This is a genomic window from Sulfurovum sp. NBC37-1 (assembly GCF_000010345.1).
Taxonomy (GTDB): Bacteria; Campylobacterota; Campylobacteria; order Campylobacterales; family Sulfurovaceae; genus Sulfurovum.
This window is the reverse complement of record NC_009663.1, coordinates 678,468-695,770: the sequence shown is the minus strand read 5'-3', so window position 1 is coordinate 695,770 and position 17,303 is coordinate 678,468. Positions and strand designations below refer to the sequence as shown.

At 44.3% G+C, this 17,303-nt stretch carries 19 protein-coding genes; 14 read left to right on the top strand and 5 right to left on the bottom strand.

Annotation, left to right across the window (positions count from 1 at the left end; all coding sequences use genetic code 11):
- Window positions 1-32: 32 nt before the first annotated feature.
- The gene (locus SUN_RS03460; RefSeq protein ID WP_011980359.1) at window positions 33-1,451 is read right to left on the bottom strand and encodes a DUF4139 domain-containing protein; all 1,419 of its coding nucleotides are present in this window, start codon (window positions 1,449-1,451) and stop codon (window positions 33-35) included.
- A 51-nt stretch (window positions 1,452-1,502) separates the two neighbouring features.
- Window positions 1,503-1,868 carry a c-type cytochrome gene (locus SUN_RS03455; RefSeq protein WP_011980358.1) on the bottom strand — a complete coding sequence of 122 codons (366 nt, stop codon included), beginning with the start codon at window positions 1,866-1,868 and terminating at the stop codon, window positions 1,503-1,505.
- 63 nt (window positions 1,869-1,931) lie between these two features.
- Between SUN_RS03455 and folD the strand changes: the two genes are divergently transcribed.
- Genes folD through rpiB form a run of 4 tightly spaced genes read left to right on the top strand, consistent with a single transcriptional unit; the run spans window position 1,932 to window position 4,887 of the window.
- Window positions 1,932-2,777, top strand: coding sequence for a bifunctional methylenetetrahydrofolate dehydrogenase/methenyltetrahydrofolate cyclohydrolase FolD (gene folD / locus SUN_RS03450; RefSeq protein ID WP_011980357.1), 846 nt, complete (start codon window positions 1,932-1,934; stop codon window positions 2,775-2,777).
- A gap of 3 nt (window positions 2,778-2,780) precedes the next feature.
- On the top strand, window positions 2,781-3,746 hold the full coding sequence (gene lepB, locus SUN_RS03445; RefSeq protein ID WP_011980356.1) for a signal peptidase I: 966 nt from the start codon (window positions 2,781-2,783) through the stop codon (window positions 3,744-3,746).
- Window positions 3,746-4,390: a site-2 protease family protein gene (locus tag SUN_RS03440; RefSeq protein WP_011980355.1), complete on the top strand. Its 645-nt coding sequence runs from the start codon at window positions 3,746-3,748 to the stop codon at window positions 4,388-4,390. Before lepB (SUN_RS03445) ends, SUN_RS03440 begins: the two co-directional genes overlap by 1 nt.
- Before the next feature lie 35 nt (window positions 4,391-4,425).
- Window positions 4,426-4,887 (top strand): ribose 5-phosphate isomerase B, encoded by a 462-nt coding sequence (gene rpiB / locus SUN_RS03435; protein WP_011980354.1) that lies wholly within the window; start codon window positions 4,426-4,428, stop codon window positions 4,885-4,887.
- Between the two features lie 370 nt (window positions 4,888-5,257).
- On the opposite strand, the gene SUN_RS03430 is transcribed toward rpiB, so the two are convergent.
- Window positions 5,258-5,608 (bottom strand): hypothetical protein, encoded by a 351-nt coding sequence (locus SUN_RS03430; RefSeq protein ID WP_188085347.1) that lies wholly within the window; start codon window positions 5,606-5,608, stop codon window positions 5,258-5,260.
- Window positions 5,609-5,958: 350 nt separating this feature from the next.
- Between SUN_RS03430 and SUN_RS03420 the strand changes: the two genes are divergently transcribed.
- Together SUN_RS03420 and SUN_RS03415 are read left to right on the top strand one after the other, a co-directional pair.
- Window positions 5,959-6,864: a protoglobin domain-containing protein gene (locus SUN_RS03420; RefSeq protein WP_011980352.1), complete on the top strand. Its 906-nt coding sequence runs from the start codon at window positions 5,959-5,961 to the stop codon at window positions 6,862-6,864.
- 173 nt (window positions 6,865-7,037) lie between these two features.
- The gene (locus SUN_RS03415; protein WP_011980351.1) at window positions 7,038-7,598 is read left to right on the top strand and encodes an adenine phosphoribosyltransferase; all 561 of its coding nucleotides are present in this window, start codon (window positions 7,038-7,040) and stop codon (window positions 7,596-7,598) included.
- On the opposite strand, the gene lepB (SUN_RS03410) is transcribed toward SUN_RS03415, so the two are convergent.
- Window positions 7,574-8,260 carry a signal peptidase I gene (gene lepB, locus SUN_RS03410; RefSeq protein ID WP_011980350.1) on the bottom strand — a complete coding sequence of 229 codons (687 nt, stop codon included), beginning with the start codon at window positions 8,258-8,260 and terminating at the stop codon, window positions 7,574-7,576. The two genes, SUN_RS03415 and lepB (SUN_RS03410), sit on opposite strands and share 25 nt — an antisense overlap.
- 71 nt (window positions 8,261-8,331) lie before the next feature.
- Between lepB (SUN_RS03410) and SUN_RS03405 the strand changes: the two genes are divergently transcribed.
- From SUN_RS03405 to SUN_RS03370, 8 genes are all read left to right on the top strand, one after another.
- On the top strand, window positions 8,332-8,700 hold the full coding sequence (locus SUN_RS03405) for an STAS/SEC14 domain-containing protein (RefSeq protein ID WP_011980349.1): 369 nt from the start codon (window positions 8,332-8,334) through the stop codon (window positions 8,698-8,700).
- A gap of 73 nt (window positions 8,701-8,773) precedes the next feature.
- Window positions 8,774-9,313 carry a hypothetical protein gene (locus SUN_RS03400; RefSeq protein WP_011980348.1) on the top strand — a complete coding sequence of 180 codons (540 nt, stop codon included), beginning with the start codon at window positions 8,774-8,776 and terminating at the stop codon, window positions 9,311-9,313.
- Window positions 9,314-9,331: 18 nt separating this feature from the next.
- Window positions 9,332-10,432: a metallophosphoesterase gene (locus SUN_RS03395; RefSeq protein WP_011980347.1), complete on the top strand. Its 1,101-nt coding sequence runs from the start codon at window positions 9,332-9,334 to the stop codon at window positions 10,430-10,432.
- Window positions 10,433-10,476: 44 nt separating this feature from the next.
- Window positions 10,477-11,724, top strand: a complete 1,248-nt coding sequence (locus SUN_RS03390) for a DUF3298 and DUF4163 domain-containing protein (protein WP_011980346.1) — start codon at window positions 10,477-10,479, stop codon at window positions 11,722-11,724.
- Window positions 11,725-11,801: 77 nt separating this feature from the next.
- Window positions 11,802-13,031 carry a tryptophan synthase subunit beta gene (trpB, locus tag SUN_RS03385; protein WP_011980345.1) on the top strand — a complete coding sequence of 410 codons (1,230 nt, stop codon included), beginning with the start codon at window positions 11,802-11,804 and terminating at the stop codon, window positions 13,029-13,031.
- A 126-nt stretch (window positions 13,032-13,157) separates the two neighbouring features.
- Window positions 13,158-13,571 carry a DUF255 domain-containing protein gene (locus SUN_RS03380; protein WP_011980344.1) on the top strand — a complete coding sequence of 138 codons (414 nt, stop codon included), beginning with the start codon at window positions 13,158-13,160 and terminating at the stop codon, window positions 13,569-13,571.
- Between the two features lie 70 nt (window positions 13,572-13,641).
- Complete coding sequence (locus SUN_RS03375; protein WP_011980343.1) at window positions 13,642-15,114, top strand: leucyl aminopeptidase; 1,473 nt, start codon at window positions 13,642-13,644, stop codon at window positions 15,112-15,114.
- A gap of 66 nt (window positions 15,115-15,180) precedes the next feature.
- Window positions 15,181-15,642, top strand: a complete 462-nt coding sequence (locus SUN_RS03370) for a CZB domain-containing protein (RefSeq protein WP_011980342.1) — start codon at window positions 15,181-15,183, stop codon at window positions 15,640-15,642.
- A gap of 9 nt (window positions 15,643-15,651) precedes the next feature.
- Here the strand turns inward: SUN_RS03370 and SUN_RS03365 are convergent, their stop codons facing one another.
- Window positions 15,652-17,280 (bottom strand): cation:proton antiporter, encoded by a 1,629-nt coding sequence (locus tag SUN_RS03365; RefSeq protein WP_011980341.1) that lies wholly within the window; start codon window positions 17,278-17,280, stop codon window positions 15,652-15,654.
- Window positions 17,281-17,303 lie beyond the last annotated feature (23 nt).

Genomic DNA, 17,303 nt, shown 5'->3' with positions numbered 1-17,303 from the left:
TGCAGGCATCCCGCCTGCACTTTCAAACTCCCCTAATAATTTATTTTCAAATCTTTATCATAAGATATCTCAAATAGTACTTCTATCTTCTTCGTTTCATGCGGATCAAGTGACACATTCATTTCCACTTCACCATCCTTCAGCACTTTATAGTCCACTTTTTTCTTTGACTTGATATCCAGAAGTTTCACTTTTATCTCTTTTGTTGTAGAGGTCGGTATACGTTCCGTGACGATCAACATCTTTTTTTTATCAGATTTATTGGTCAATGTAAGTGTGTATCCGTCTTTCTTTCGCACCGTACTTCCAAAGATACCGGTCGTTCTCTCTTTTTTGACCAGAGGTTTTCTTACAATTTTCAAATCGAGATCCGCCTCCGTATAGAGACGATATCTCTCTTCATCGTACTCACCCATGGCACGGTCATTGATGATGGTGTCTCCATTTTTGATCTTCCAGCTGTTACGTTCTATTTGTGTTTTGGGTTTGAATGAACAGACATGAAAAGCAGTGGACATACGATACGGGTAAGCCCTGAGTGCACATTTCAGTAGTGCTTTCCAGGAAGTCACCTGTACATTTACCGGCTCACCCGTTGAAGGCAGAGACAAATTTTTGACCCAGTATTCTCTTGCAGAAAGGTACTCTGCCACTGGTGCCGGGGCATTCACTTCGGCAACTGCTGAAAGCATTGCATCATTCTGCATCATGGTACCGGCAGCTTTTTTGGCATACATACGTTTGGGGCGCAGCACATATTTACTCACGATCCAGGGGGAGAAATGTACAGGCGATATCGTACGGTGTGCAGCTCTGTAGTAGAACATCGCATCTTCCGCTTCTATATCTATGCCGCTGTGGTTCGTTACCGAAAGGTACTGCGTTACTTCTATCTCTTTGTTACCTTCGATCTGTGCCTCATAGTAGGTGGAAAAGACGACCTGTCCGTATGGCAGTTCAACAGTCAGGTCACCTTTACATTCTTTTGAGAGATAGAGTGCATTCTGTACCGGTGCCTGTCTTCTGAAATCCTGCGTCTGGAGCTGAAGCTCTCCTTTGAGACGCCTTTCATCAGTGGAAAGCTTTGCCTGTTCCCCACTCACCCGTTTTGCAGCTTCTATCCAACTCTGGGCATCGAGGGAAGTGGGTTGAGGCAGAGAAACGAATGTGTTAAGCAAAGCAATATTGGTTTGTATCGCTTTGAGTTCCTGTGCTGTCTTTTGGATATTTTTAAGCTCTTTGCAGAGTCTATCCTCCGGAGGACAGTTTATTTTGGTCAGAAGTGCGGTTTCATATCCTTTACATTTGGCTTTAACATTCTTGGCAAAACCGATAAAGGTGTTTTGAGGAATATAACCGTAAACGGTACTGTCCCGATAGACAGCCAAAGAAGAGGCCAAAGCCATAGTGGCTGTCAAGGAGAGTGTAATGAGTGTTCTGTGAAGATGCATATCAAAGTCCTTCTATAAATTTTTAGAGGTTCCCTAAAGGATTATTATAACCTATTTCGTTGCATTCCCCTCTTCACTCTCGCAGAGATATTCGCTGTTTTTCTTCTGAAGGTAGTCGTAGATCGCCTTTACCTCTTCATCGGTCAGGTAATAGCGGGGCATGATCTTATGGTAGCTGTTAACGGAGTTGATCATAGAGGTCAGGCTCTCTTTGCGGATGTCAGGGCCTCTGAGGACCTTTTTCCCGTGAATATCCCTGAACTCAACAATGACTTTCCCCTCACCGCTCTCACCGTGACACTCTGCGCAGCTCACACCACGGGGCTGATTATAGAGCATTTCACCATACTCATAATGAGAGATAAAATCTTCATCCGCACAGAGCAGGAGCGGTAGGAGAAATAGGAGTCGTTTCATCTCGTGCAGTACCTCTATAAACTATTTTCGATATAATACCGTAAAAAAATATAAGGGCGCGCTATGCAACTTATCGATGGTAAAAGCCTGGCACATAAAGTACAGGAAAATGTGGCGAAAGAGGTAGAAGAACTCAAGCAGGTGAAGAACATAGTTCCAGGCCTTGCGGTACTGCTCATCGGAGACGACCCGGCAAGCCATGCCTATGTCAATATGAAAGCCAAGGCCTGCGAAAGAGTCGGTTTCTATTCTATCACGCACAATATGCCAGACACTATCTCCCAGGATGAGATCATCGCTACCATTGAGATGATGAATGCCAATCCACGCATCGACGGTATTTTAGTACAGCTTCCTTTGCCAAAACATATAGATACGAACAAGATCCTCGAAGTGATCGACCCCAAAAAGGATGTGGACGGCTTTCATGCCTACAACGTCGGCCGTCTGGTGACGGGACTTGACAGTTTCGTTGCCTGTACACCGCTTGGCGTCATGAAAATGTTCGAAGAGTACGAGATAGACCTGGAGGGAAAAGATGTCTGTGTCGTAGGTGCCAGTAACATTGTGGGCAAACCCATGGCCAGCCTCCTGCTCAATGCCAATGCCACCGTGACCATCACCCATATCTTCACCAAAGACCTTAAAGCCCACACTAGCCAAGCGGACATCGTCGTGGTCGGAGTAGGCGTTCCCGGACTCATCAAGGAAGATATGGTCAAAGAGGGTGCCATCGTTATCGATATCGGTATCAATCGTATCGAGGATGGCTCACTTGTTGGTGATGTGGACTTCAAGAATGTCGCACCGAAATGCTCCTACATCACCCCTGTTCCCGGAGGTGTAGGCCCAATGACCATTGCCATGCTTCTCTCCAACACACTCAAATCCGCCAAACAAAGGGCATAAACCTTGAAAAAATTCCTTTCAGCCACCTATCGATTTTCCAGCTCATGGACAGGAACAGTTATCATCGTTCTTTTACTCATCTTTTTTGTTGCACAGTCCTTCGTCATCCCCAGCGGATCGATGAAACGTACACTGCTCATAGGAGACTTCCTCTTTGCCAAGAAGTTCTCTTACGGCATCCCTACGCCGCATCTTCCCTGGCTTGAGATACCGCTTCTGCCGGACTTCAACGGGAACGGGCACCTCATAGAGGGACCTAAGCCCCAAAGAGAAGATATCGTGATCTTCCGTTATCCGAAAAATGAAAAGATCCACTATGTTAAACGCTGTGTGGCTGTCGGTGGTGATGAGCTCATCTATGCCGACAAAAAACTGCTGATCCATTTCCATGAGGGAGATGCGTATATCAAGAAGAACTATCCGCAAGAGAAGATCAAACAGCTCAGAGGAAAGCTCTGGGTAGAGAACCCCTATATGGACAAGTACCCTGGTATACAGTACCAGCCTGAAGGCATGAATATCTTTGAAGCTCTGCTGCAGTACTACACCTACAACAAAGAGATCGATATGACCCCGATCATGGTCGACGGGCTTGACAGTATGGTATATGAAATAGGAAGCAACACGATCAACGCACTTTACAAAAAAGTAGAGCCTGACCATTTCTACATGATAGGCGATAACCGTGACAACTCCAATGACAGTCGTTTCTGGGGTTCTGTATCCTACAGACTGATCGTCGGAAAGCCCTGGCTGATCTATATGAGTCTTGAGCACCGTTCCTATGACCAGGTACTGAATGGACATGGCGGAGGAAGAGACCATGCAGGCCTCAGGAGAGTCTGCGGAGACATAGCCATCGACTCCAAAGAATGTGAAAAACTCTGGGACAAACAGCGCTTTACCGTTCGTTGGGGACGTGTAGGTCGACTAATCAATTCCATTGAACTTGAGGAGCCTATACAATAATGAGTGAAACAGAAATAATCAAGATCATCAGTATGATCATCGCCCTGATGATCGCCATCATAGGGCATGAGATCATGCACGGATGGGTCGCCTACAAATACGGCGACAACACAGCCAAAAGCCTCGGACGCCTCAAGATAAACCCTCTCGTACACATTGACCCTGTAGGGAGTATCCTGGTTCCGGGAATGCTCTTTTTCTCCGGGGCACCCTTTATATTTGGCTGGGCAAAACCTGTTCCCATCAACATAAATACTGTCATAAGGAATGGTGGTGCTGGCGCAGCGGTCGCCGTCTCGCTTGCAGGCATCACATTCAACTTTGCAATGGCTGCTTTATGCGCCGCACTTTTCCCAATGTTCGCACATCCAACTTCTGCATTTGAAGCTTTCATCGCCCTGCTGCTCTATCAGAGTGTAGTCATCAACGTGCTGCTCGGTGTTTTCAACCTCTGGCCCATCCCGCCACTGGACGGAGCCAATGCCATCCGCTATCTCGCTGAAGGCATGCACTGGAAATCTTTTACGGCATTTTATGATAAAATATATCCTTATGGGATGCTGATACTCGTAGCGGTGCTTTTTACACCCGTTTCAAATTATCTGTTCCAGCCCGTTACATGGATCGTAAAATGGTTACTCTGAACCATATCCATACCAATTCAATTAAAGGAAAATAGATGTCAAAGAAATTTTACATTGCAACAGACCATGCAGGTTATGCTGTCAAAGCCTACGTCAAAGAACTCGTCACAAACCTCGGCCACGAGATCATCGACCTTGGACCGGACTCAGCCGACAGAGTCGACTACCCAGACTTCGCAAAGAAGTGTACGGAAGCCGTCATTGCAAACCCGGGAAGTTTCGGTATCCTCATCTGCGGTACGGGCATCGGTATGTCCATAGCTGCCAACAAAGTATCAGGTATCAGAGCTGCTCTCTGCCACGACCACTACACTGCACAATTGACAAGACAGCACAATGACGCCAACGTACTCTGCTTCGGTGAACGCGTAGTCGGTAAAGGCGTCATCGAAGACATCATAGATGCTTTCGCCTCCACGGAATTCGAAGGCGGACGTCACGCTACAAGAATAGGCAAAATCGAAGCCGGATGCAGCTTCGGTGCTGATCTGGGGTAGTCATCCCCTATCCGGTCATTCCGGAATACACATCTCTCTTAAATAAACTTTTTCTCGTTCCCACGCTGAGCGTGGGAACGAGAAAAAGACATTTTTGATATACTACTAATATGAAAAAGAAAGTAATAGTGGGACAAAGTGTTCCCCTAATAAATAGTTAAGTATCAAAACACTATTCTCAGAAAGGTTAACTAGTTGGTGTCCATATATAATGAATTTCACAATTTAACAGACCCAAAACTTTTTACTGAAGATAATAAACAAACCAAAGGAGACCAATCAAAAATCCGCGGGTAGCTTTTTGATTGCTCATTTTAAACGTTTTCCTCGTTCCCACGCTGAGCGTGGGAATGCAAACCTCCACACCAATCTACCAAAAGCGCTCAATCTCCAAAAGTCCACTCTGCCCTTCATAATCCCTCGCACTCGAATACCGCCAATGGGATGCCTCATCCACATAGTCCCGTTTTACAGGGTTTTGGTGAATGTAGTTGATCTTACTAACCATCATTGCATCTGATTGGATAAGTTTAGGCTGTAGTCCCTCCTGCCATACCTGGTACTCTCTATCAGACTTGTGTGCTTTCTTATAAAATACCAGCTGATCAAGAATGGTTGTCACATTGTTTGTTTGAAGTAACTTTAGCACTCCTCTTGCTGTGTACCGCTTGAATTTTGTCATGCTCTGAGCGATGTCAATTTTATATCGACTTCTTCCCATGTTTGATTCCTTCAGAAACTGCTTTATCTGTTTTTGATATGATATTGAAATTGTAGTGATTGAGTTGAAAATGTGGCACTTTGTCATATTTTTTAGTGGAGTATGCATTTCCACGCTCAGCGTACAAACGAGAAAAGATATCGCTGATATAAAACAGCGGAACAAAGTAATTCTACAAGCCATAGAACAAGGCTATTCTCAGCATATGATTGCTAAAGTATTGGGACTACCACAACAAGCTGTGCATGGTATGCTGAAGAGGAGTAGGAAATGAGTTGTCGTTGTCACCTGATCACTGTTACTCGGGATTACTCTCTGTTACTTTGTTACTTAATAAATAAGGATTGAACATGCAACATTATAGAGACTTAAAAGACCACTATCAGTTTACCGAAGAAGAAGCAAAATTACTAAAAGAACTGCAGCCTCGTATGGAACAGCTTGCTGATGAATTTATAGATGGGTTTTATGATTATATATGGGGTTTTGGTAAAACTGCTCAATTTTTAAAAAATAAAGAAATTATTGCTTACCATAGGAAGAGAATCAAAGAGTGGTTTATTAACCTTTTTTGCGGGCAATATGATATGCCTTACTTTATGTATCTTTACAAAATAGGCGAAATCCATGTAAGAATTGGTTTGCCTACACACTATGTCAACTCTGCATTTACTTATGTTAGAACCTTCATACTTGCCAGCATAGAAAAAAATTTTAAAGACAAACAACATCATATAGATGAAATTAAGGCTGTTGAAAAAATAATCGATATGAATCTTGATATACTCACAAGTTCTTATAGGGAAGAAGAGTTGGGCAAGTTTTTGTCTCTTTCCAAAATAGAAAAAAATATTTTATCTGGTTTGAAAAACTTCAATTCATACATCAACTACTTCTTGGCCGGGGCATTGGCACTTGTAGCATTTTTTGCCATAGGACTTTTCTTATATGATATTTATTTACTTTTTTTTACGGATATGAAAATAGAAAAAGGGATATTGACAGTTCTTGGTAGCTTACTTGTATTATGGGCTTCTATTGAATTAATTCATGAAGAAATCCATCATTTACAAGGCAAAGGATTTGCCATTGGTGCATTCATTATGCTTGCTATGGCAGCACTTATTAGAAAAGTATTGATTTATTCTCTCTCGGCGGAGAAGGGAGAAGAGTTGCTGATTATTGCTGCTGTTATTGTCGGCCTGGCTGTTTCGTATTGGCTTGTAGGTGCAAAGAAAAGAACGACTATAGCTTAAACAGCATAGCAAGTCATGGGCCTTCAGCAATTTATCGGTTGCATTCAGTTGCCAGACTACTATTGAATTATTTAGATAACTGAAAATCCAATCAGTGATAGATAACAAGGGAAACCCCTTAATCAACTTGCGCTAAAATACTCTATAACTCCATATATCACAAAGGAAGCACCATGACACTCACCCCCGAAGACAGAACCATCATCCTTGACAGCATTAGGGACATCCCGGACTTTCCGAAACCCGGCATCGTCTTTAAAGACATCACTACCCTCCTCAACAATCCCAAAGCACTCAGTACGCTAATGGACCATCTGACGGAACGTTATCTTGGCTATGATCTGGACTACATTGCCGGCATCGATGCGAGGGGTTTCATCTTCGGTTCCATTCTGGCTGACAGGCTTGGCGTGGGTTTCGTACCTGTGCGTAAGAAAGGTAAACTCCCCTACACTACCGTAGCAGAGAAATACTCTCTGGAGTACGGTTTTGATGAAGTGGAGATACACATAGACGCTTTTGGTGAGAACGGCTGCTGCAGTACAGGTGAAAGATCAAAAGTCCTGCTCATAGACGACCTCATAGCTACAGGAGGGACAGCCAAAGCCGCTGCAAACCTCATAGACAAAGTGGGAGCTCACTGTGTAGAAGCCTGTTTCATCATGGAGCTTGGTTTTCTCAACAGCAAAGAAGGCTTTTCCGCTCCGGTCTACTCCGTACTGGAAATCGACTGACCTTTAAATGAAGACGGGGTAAGCCCACCGTTCTTCTTTACCTCTTTCTCGCTGCTGTCTGCCTCTTTGATCTCCAGCAGCGTCATCCAGTCCTTTGGCTTTTTAAGTACGTAGATCACTTTCGACATGACCCAGTCTCGCGGTACGGCCCCAAAGAAACGGCTGTCAGCGGAATTGTCCCTGTAGTCACCAAGGACGTAATAATGATCATCTTCAACGGTCGTCATGGGCAGTCTGCTCAGTTCACCCGGTACTTTGAGCTTCCAGTTGTGCACGACACCGTAATATTTCAAATAGGGATTTTTAAGAAAATATCCCTCTTTTGTCGATACTAGACTAAGGTCGTGTTTTTGTGCCAACCGGTATGTTTTGTCCGAATCACCATCGATCTGAAGATAGAAAAAGCGCTTTTCCTGAAAAAACCTGTCACCCGGCAGTGCCGCACAGCGTTTGACATAGAGCCTGCCTTTGGGATCGAGCGGATGTCTGACCACCAGCATGTCACCGCGTTTAATGGTATCGACCTGACGCTTGCACAGTACCACGTCACCCTCCAGCATTCCATAGTTCATACTGGTACCGTCTATCCTGTAGATACGGAACATATAGAACAGTATAAGCAAACCGGCGATAATTCCTAAATATATCAATACTCTTTTCATAAGGTATTATAGCCTCATTTCAGTTTAGACTCTGTATGATATACCGATATGCATCAACGAAAGGAGCATCCATGCTAAAGATCACAAAAAGCGGGCCGAACCGCCTTGACCTGGAATTTCAGGGCAAGATCACTACGGAAGATATGCAGGAGATACTCGATGAATTTATCACTCTATCCAAAGAGATAGAACACGGCAAAATACTCTACACGATCTATGATTTCGACTTCCCTTCCATGGATGCTATTATGGTAAAGCTCTCCCGTCTTCCTGAACTGTTCGGACTTTTAAAAAGGTTTGACCGCATGGCGATTCTGACAAATAAAACGTGGCTTCAAAAAATAGCCCAATTCGAAGGTTTTCTGGTACCCGGACTGGAGATAAAAGCTTTCGATCTGGATGAAATAGTAGAAGCAGAAGCCTGGCTTTCAGGGCAATAGGGTATTAAATTTCCCTACACCCAAATTGCACGCTGAGTATGATAGAATATTGTATTACATAAGGGCACCTTTTATGAACATAAAAAAAACAGTATCAGGCACACTATTTTTGGCACTTCTTTTCCTAACAGGATGTACACCAGACACGTTGACTCCGGTGAGCAATGCCAACCCGGACCGCTATAAAGGAAAAGCCACCATACTGATTGCCGTTGACGGTGACGGGAAAAGGGCAGTGAGGCATATCGAAGTGGTCACAAAAGAGGAGCCGCTGGGTTATGAGCTCTATTTCCACGACAGGAAACCCGAAAAAGGGTTCATTGAGTTGAAGATACCGACACCCAGCAGCGAGGTACGTCTCAAAGAGTATTCTCTGAGCGGACATTACGGGTGCAGTCGGGGGAAAGCCGGTTACGGGTCCGGGAGCAAGAGCATTGCAAAAATAAGCAGAGGAAAGACCTACTTTCTGGGTACCATCAATACCGATATGAACACTGTCTACAATGAAATGCCCAAAGCACTTGTCAAAGAGGCTAAGAAGAAGTACAATTATACTGCAAAGGGTGAAGATATTCCGAAAACATCACGTTTTCAAAGTAATCTGTCACTGTAAGGGTACCAAGGAGCATTTATGAGAATTTATCTGTTTTTTGTCATTTTTCTGCTCTTCTTTTTCGCATTGCACTATCTCTTCTACTCTAGGGTCATTAAAAAACTGCTTTTTTCAGAACAGGTCAAAAAGACACTGACATTCTTTCTGGGTATCAACTTTCTTTTCAATCTGCTCTATGTCATCGGACGCTACACTGATATGATCGGCAATAGCCTCTACTATCTGTTTTCTCTGTCTGTGGGCATCTCCTTTGTACTGATGCTCTATCTCATTGTGCATGAAGTACTCAATGTTTTTCATAAAGCACTCAAGCATGTTGATCATGAAAAAAGATACTTTATCAAAAAAAGCGGAGATGGTATGCTTTTGGCACTTTCCACAGCCTATGTCAGTGCTGCTGCCTATGAAGGAAGCAAAGAACCGGTGGTCAATGTGGTGAAGTTTGGCACATTCGACTTTTCCATCGTGCAGATAAGCGATCTTCATATTGGCGGTCTTGTAGACCGTGCATTTGTACGACATGCCGTTAAGAAGATCAATGCCCTTGAAGCGGACATTGTATGTATTACTGGTGATCTTGTCGACACATCACTGGAATTTATAGAACCTGCGGTCAGGGAGCTTGACAATATCAGGTCAAAATACGGAATCTACTACATTCTGGGGAATCACGAATATTTTCATGAACCACAGAAGATCATCAAATTCATCCAAACGACCAAACTGACACTGCTGCTCAATGACTCTGTCACCATCGACGTGCTCAAACTAAACATCATAGGTGTTACCGACCTCATGGGATACCGCATGGGGATGCTTCAACCTGACATACACCGGGCATTCGACAAGACCAACAAAACATACCGGACCATACTGCTGGCACACCAGCCAAAGTTCATAGAAGAACTTGGCTACTACAAGCCTGAACTCATACTCAGCGGCCATACCCACGGCGGACAGATATGGCCATTCGGGTACCTTGTTAGACTGCAGCAGCCTTTTCTCAAAGGCTTGCACACTCTTCCCAACGGTTCAAGTATCTACGTCAACAGCGGTATCGGCTTTTGGGGACCTCCGATGCGGCTCGATTCTCAGGCAGAGATCACCTATATTATCTGATCTTCTTTTGTGTTATAATCTTTCAAATATATTGGAGCTTCACCATGAATCAGATACTTACTCTTTTGCTACTTACTTCCCTACTCTCCTCAACAGAAATTTTTCTTGATAAAGCATGGATGCAAGGAAAAGGTATCTATACCCGTAGTGACAGCTACTGTCATCCGACAAAAGATGAGAGCGGTACCTTTTGCCAGAAAGATGAACTCTCTTATCCTGTGCTTCATGATGTACCCGACGCAGAAGTTGCCAAGCAGGTAGAAAACATTGTTGCCAGGGCTGTAACAGCCTACTCAAAAGGCGACCTTAAAGCAACAGTCATAAAAAATCTCAGTGACGAGAGCTATCAGCCACATGGGACATGGAATACCAGCAACGCTCTGGATCTCTTTGCCGTTACAAAGACAACATTCACCATAGCCAACAGCGGGAGTGGTTACACTGGTGGTGCACATGGCTACTTTTCTGTCAAGTATGAAAATTATGACCATGAAGGAAAACATTTGGAGATGGATGATCTTTTAAAAGAAGATTATAATGCCACTTTGCACCAGATCGCCCAGAAAGTCTATAAAGAGAGTATCGGTCTCAAACAAAATGATTCCCTTTTGAAAGACGGCTGGTTCAGTAACAAATTCATATTGAGCACTAATTTTGCCATCACCGAGAGGGGTCTTCTTTTTCACTACAACGCTTACGAGATCAAACCTTATGCTGCAGGACATACCAAATTTATGCTTCCCTACAGTAGTATTCGTTCACTTATTGACCCTCAAGGTCCGTTAAAAACATATTTACAGATACCTGAAAAAATACAAAGTACCTATATCAACGAGGATGTCGCCTCCCTGCACATCTCTGTAAAACGTATTGACCCTGAACATATTGAAGTTGATATAGAAGAGAAGGTATGGAGCTATGCCTCACGGGGATGGCTTTCACTCTCTTTTCCTGATCTTCAAAAGAAAAATGATGTCAAGATTGTTGCATCACAAGGTTTCAAGAGTATCAAACGGTACCCTGCAGGTTCAAAGGTCTATAATCAGAAGAGGAGAAAAGCAGTCAGAAGCAGCTATCTTTTAGTCGAAGGTGAGCCTCTCTTAAAAGATAACAGTAAAGCCAAGAAGATCACCCTGCTTGTAACGGTACCATCCAAAAGCAGATCGCTGCGTATCAGAGTCAGAATATCGTTTAAAAATGGGAAAAATCTCATCACCATGCCTTCCAAGTGGGATGGGGTACAAGGACAACAGGGATTCACCAACTATGAATTGACTTTTCCTCTGCAATAGACCATACACGGTAAGTATGGTCTTTGTAACCTCCTATACGCTATAATCTCTCCAACTATTACATAAGAGAAAAAAGCATGGATCTACATAAAGAAGTCTATATACCCAAACCAAGTCCGTTCGACCCGGACGAGAACGGACATTTCGGCAAGTTCGGCGGACGTTTTGTCCCTGAAACACTCATGCCGGCTCTTGAACAGCTGTGTAAAGACTATGAAGCGGTACGTTTCGACAAAGATTTCTGGGCAGAGGTGGACTACTACTACAAAAACTATGTGGGTCGTCCCTCTGCACTCTACTATGCCGAGAACCTTTCCAAAGAACTCGATGCAAAGATCTACCTTAAACGTGAGGACCTGAACCATACAGGAGCACACAAGATCAACCACTGTGTTGCACAGGCTGTACTAGCAAAGCGTCTCGGAAAGAAAAAGATCATTGCGGAGACCGGCGCAGGACAGCATGGTGTGGCAACAGCGACCGTGGCAGCGCTTTTCGGACTGGAATGCGAAGTCTTCATGGGCGCCAAAGATGTGGCACGTCAGGAACTCAATGTTTTCCGCATGAAACTGCTCGGTGCCAAAGTGCATGCGGTAGAGAGCGGTTCTAAAACCCTGAAAGATGCCATGAACGATGCCATCCGACACTGGGTGACCAACGCACGTAATACCTACTATCTCATCGGTACCGTAGCAGGGCCACACCCCTACCCTATGATGGTACGTGACATTCAGTCCATCATCGGATGGGAAGCCAAAGAACAACTGAAGGCGGCTGAAGGATGTCTGCCTGACAAGATCATTGCCTGTATCGGCGGCGGTTCAAATGCATTGGGCATCTTCAGCCACTTTTTGGAAGATGAAAATGTTGAGTGTATCGGTATAGAGGCCGGAGGAGAAGGACTGGAATGCAAGCATGGATGTTCTTTGGAAAAAGGCAGCCCCGGCGTACTGCACGGACAGCTCAGCTACCTGCTGCAGGATGAGGACGGCCAGGTACAGGAGGCACATTCCATCTCGGCAGGACTGGACTACCCGGGGATCGGGCCTGAACATGCTTTCCTTAAAGACAAAGGTATCGTCACTTACAGCCACATTACCGACGTTGAAGCTCTTGATGCTTTTGTCTGGCTTTCCCAATCAGAGGGGATCATCCCTGCACTTGAGAGTTCCCATGCCATCGCATACCTGAAAAAGATGAAGCCTGAAGAGATAAAAGGAAAGATCATCCTTGTAAATCTCTCCGGACGGGGTGACAAGGATATGATCCAGGTAAAAGATATACTCAAAGAGCAGTTTCAGGACTGATTCGTTCCCACATTATGCGTGGGAACACATGTCTTACCAATAAAAAATAAAATACTTCAAAACACATACTTTCATTATTTGTCCACTATAATAAAATATGATATACTTATATAAAAAGGATATACTATGAAAGCCTTTATATTTTCTTTACTTTTTGTATGCAACCTGATGGCTATCACTGTTGAGGATGCCGCATGGGTACTCGATGCACAGACCAGCATGGGAAAGGCGTACCAGAAAGCAAAAGCGGAAAAGAAAGATCTCATCATGCTTATCATCATCGAAAGCAGCTGTGAGTGGTGTGAGAAGATGGTCCATAGAACACTCAGAGACGTGAATATAATATCGGCACTGTCCGACATGGTTATCGTGGTTGCAGACTTCAACTCTCCGGAAGCAAAAGAACACAACGCTACATTGACACCCTCGATATATTTCATTGATGCCAAAACAAAGAAGACTGTCTATTCAGTTATCGGCTATGAAAAACCGGGAAGCTTCATGATCGATATCGTATCTGCAAAAGATAAGATCGAATAACTGAAACCATTTATCTATTACCTATATTTGGTTATACTCCAAAACATAAATTATAACCAAAAGGTAAACAATGAATTTCAATATAAACAATGCAAATATAAAAGATATCAAGGCCGATCTTGAGATCATCATCGTCATCGACAAAAACCTCAAACACAAATCGGTCAAAGACAAAAAACTGCTCAAAAAAGCCGGTTTTTCCGGAAGCCAGGATGAAGTGTGCCACCTTGTAGAGAAAAAAAGACTCTATGTGGGAGCGGAGACGCTCAAAGGAAGAGGCATCAGACCGGCAGTGGCAACAGCCATTCGTTCACTCATTGGGAAAAAAACCTATAAGACCATTAAGATCGCTACGTACGTAAGCCACCCTAGATGTTCGGCTTCCATCAGAGCTATGGTCGAGGGTCTGGTACTTGGAAGTTATACATTCAACCAGTACAAAAGCAAAAAAGTAAAATGTCCTGTCAAGAACGTTGAAATATCACTTGAAGGCTACGAGGCACATGAGATCACCATGGAAGTGGCAGCACGCGCCCTGAACAATGGAGTGATCGCGGCAGAGGCAACAAACTTTACACGTGACATCGTCAACACCACACCTGATGACTGCTACCCTGAGATCATGGCCAATATTGCGGAAGAACTTGCCAAAGAGAATAAGCTCAAATGCAAGATACTCAAACCCAAAGAGCTCAAAAAAGAGAAAATGGAAACCCTGCTTGCCGTAGCACGGGCTTCAAGACACAAACCAAGAGTGATCCATCTTTCACACAAGCCAAAGAACCCCAAAGCCGTCATCACACTGGTAGGGAAAGGTCTTACCTATGATTCGGGTGGTCTAAGCCTCAAGCCTGCCGATTATATGGTGACCATGAAGTCTGACAAGAGCGGCGGTTCTGCCGTTCTGGGACTGATGAAAGCCATCTCCGAGATGAACCTGCCCGTGGAAGTGCACGGCTTTGTCGGTGCAGTGGAGAATATGATAGGCGGAGATGCCTACAAACCGGACGATGTACTGGTTTCCAAGAACGGAAAGACCATTGAAATTCGCAATACGGATGCGGAAGGCCGACTCGTTCTTGCAGACACCCTCTCCTATGCACAGCAGGAGGTCAAAGCGGACTACCTCTTTGACTTCGCTACACTTACTGGTGCCTGCGTAGTGGGTGTTGGACACTATACATCAGGTGTATTGGGTTTCAACGAAGAGGTGAAAACAATGGTGACAAAGCAGGCAAAGATCTCCGGTGAACTTGCGACGGCACTTGACTTCAATCCCTACCTGCACAAGACCATCAAAAGCAGCATTGCCGATGTCTGCAATATTTCGAACACCCGTTACGGCGGAGCCATTACTGCGGGTCAGTTCCTCTCCGAGTTTATCGATGAGGAGCATAAAGAGAAATGGGCACATATAGACATTGCCGGACCAGCTTTTGTGGAACACACATGGGGCGAGAACCCGCATGGTGCTTCCGGTGCCGGGGTACGAATGATGCTCAGACTCATTGAGGGCCTTGCCAGAAAAAAAGAATCGCATTAATATCATTATCGATCTAAAAGATAGATAATGATAAAATATTCTTATTAAATTTTAGGAGTTTTTATTATGGAAAAAAATACAATCCTGGAACAATTAAGGGCGGCAAAAGCTGCCCATATCAACTGGGTTCAGCGTGCTAAAATGCTGATCTCCGGTTTTAAAATGGAAGAAGATGCCATACCGGTCAACTCTACACAATGCAAGTTCGGCCAATGGTTCTACTCTGATGCTCAAAGGCTTAACGGCCTGAGAAACAATCCACTTGACTGTATGTCGGAAATAGAGAAGCTTCACTTTGAACTTCATGATATTTATCTGAATATCTACAAAATTTATTATGACTTGGAGCCACAGGGCTTTTTCAGCAAGCTGTTTGGCAAAAAGAAAAAGATAACAGATGACTCTGTTAAACTTGCAAAAGAGTATTTTGCTTCTATGGAAGAGGTTTCCAAAAAACTTGTCAATGAGATCAATCTTATGGAAAGGCGTATTGTCGCATTGCCGGATACTGATCTTGAAACGCTTTAAAATTTCTCTTTAACTTTCCTTTATGGAAAGCTGGCAGGCCAACACTTCCTGCTCCATGATATCCGCGACGATATTTCTTGCGTTGACCACATGCTTGATACCAAGGCTCGATATCGTCTTTCCTTCCGCATTGTTCATCACCTTGACGATACTGTTGATATGCGGTCCGAATGAAGCGATATTCTCACAGATAAGCTGTTTTTGTATCTCATTGTCGATGGTCACGATGATGGCACAGCACTGATCGACATTGAAGTGTTCCAGTACCATCTTCTGGGCGGCATTGGCAAAAAAGATCGATTCTTCTCCTTTGGCTATGACCGCATCAACGACTTTGACATCATGCTCCAAAATAACATACAGCAGGTTTTTTTCTTTAAAGGACTTCACCAGTCTCTGCCCAAGGGGGCCATAACCGCAGACAATGATATGATCTTTGTACGTTCCTCCGATCATAGCACGTTCACGAAGCGTATCCGGTTCTTTGATCAGTTTGTCGGCAATAGCTTTGATGTTCTTGAGTACGAACGGTGTGATGATCATCGAGAGGACTACTGTGATGATCAGGATCTGATTGAGCCCCGGATCTATCAGCCCTTTGGAGTTTGCCAGCGCAAAGATCGCCAGTGCGAACTCCCCTACTTCGAAGAGTGCCAAAGCGGTTTTCAGCGCCGTTCTTTTCTGCACAAAGAACTGCAATATCCCAAAGATCAAAAAGCCTTTGAGCAGCATGATCCCTGCAAGCAGTCCCAGAATGATATGCCAGTATATCAGAATGGCGTGCCAGTCTATCAGCATTCCGATAGTAACGAAGAATACACCCAGAAGGATATCTCTGAAGGGTACCAGGTCCGCCTCTATACGGTAACGGTATTTGGTCTCGGACAGCATCATGCCCGCGATGAACGCTCCAAGCGAGTAGGAGAATCCGAACACTTCCGCCAGGACGGATGCAGAGATGACCCCCAGAAGCACAGCGACAAGGAATATTTCTTCCGAATCCGTCTCCATGATCAGGTCAAAAAAGCGTTCAAGAAAGTATTTCCCCACGATGAAGAGTATGGCAAAGACAAGCAGCGCACTGATCAGTGTATTGAACAGCATCACACTGACCGAATCGGTCTGTGAAGTAAAAATGGAAACCATCAGAAGCATCGGAATGACTGCAAGATCCTGGAAGATCAGTATCCCCACACTGCCACGCCCGTAACCTGAATGTATTTCATTCTTCTCATTAAGTATTTTGAGTACGATCGCAGTGGAAGAGAGGGAGAGTGCAAAACCGATCACAATGGCGCTTTTCATTTCCTGATGAAATAGCAGATGGGAGATAATGGAGAACAAAATCCCCGACAGCATCACCTGGAGACCGCCAAAGAGGAATACCTCTTTTTTCATGTGCTTGAGATGCTTGACCGAAAACTCAAGCCCGATCGTGAACATCAGAAAGACAATACCGAATTCTGCCAGATGCGAAAGCACCTCCCTTGAATCTTCTGCAAAATGATAAAAGGAGGAGATAGCGAAACCAGAAAGTACATAGCCTATGACCGTAGGAATATCGAACTTTTTCAAAATGATATTGAGCACCGTAGCAATAGCAATCGTAACGATCAGAACGATGAGAACATTTTCCATTAAAATCCATTCTCCCGGGTTAT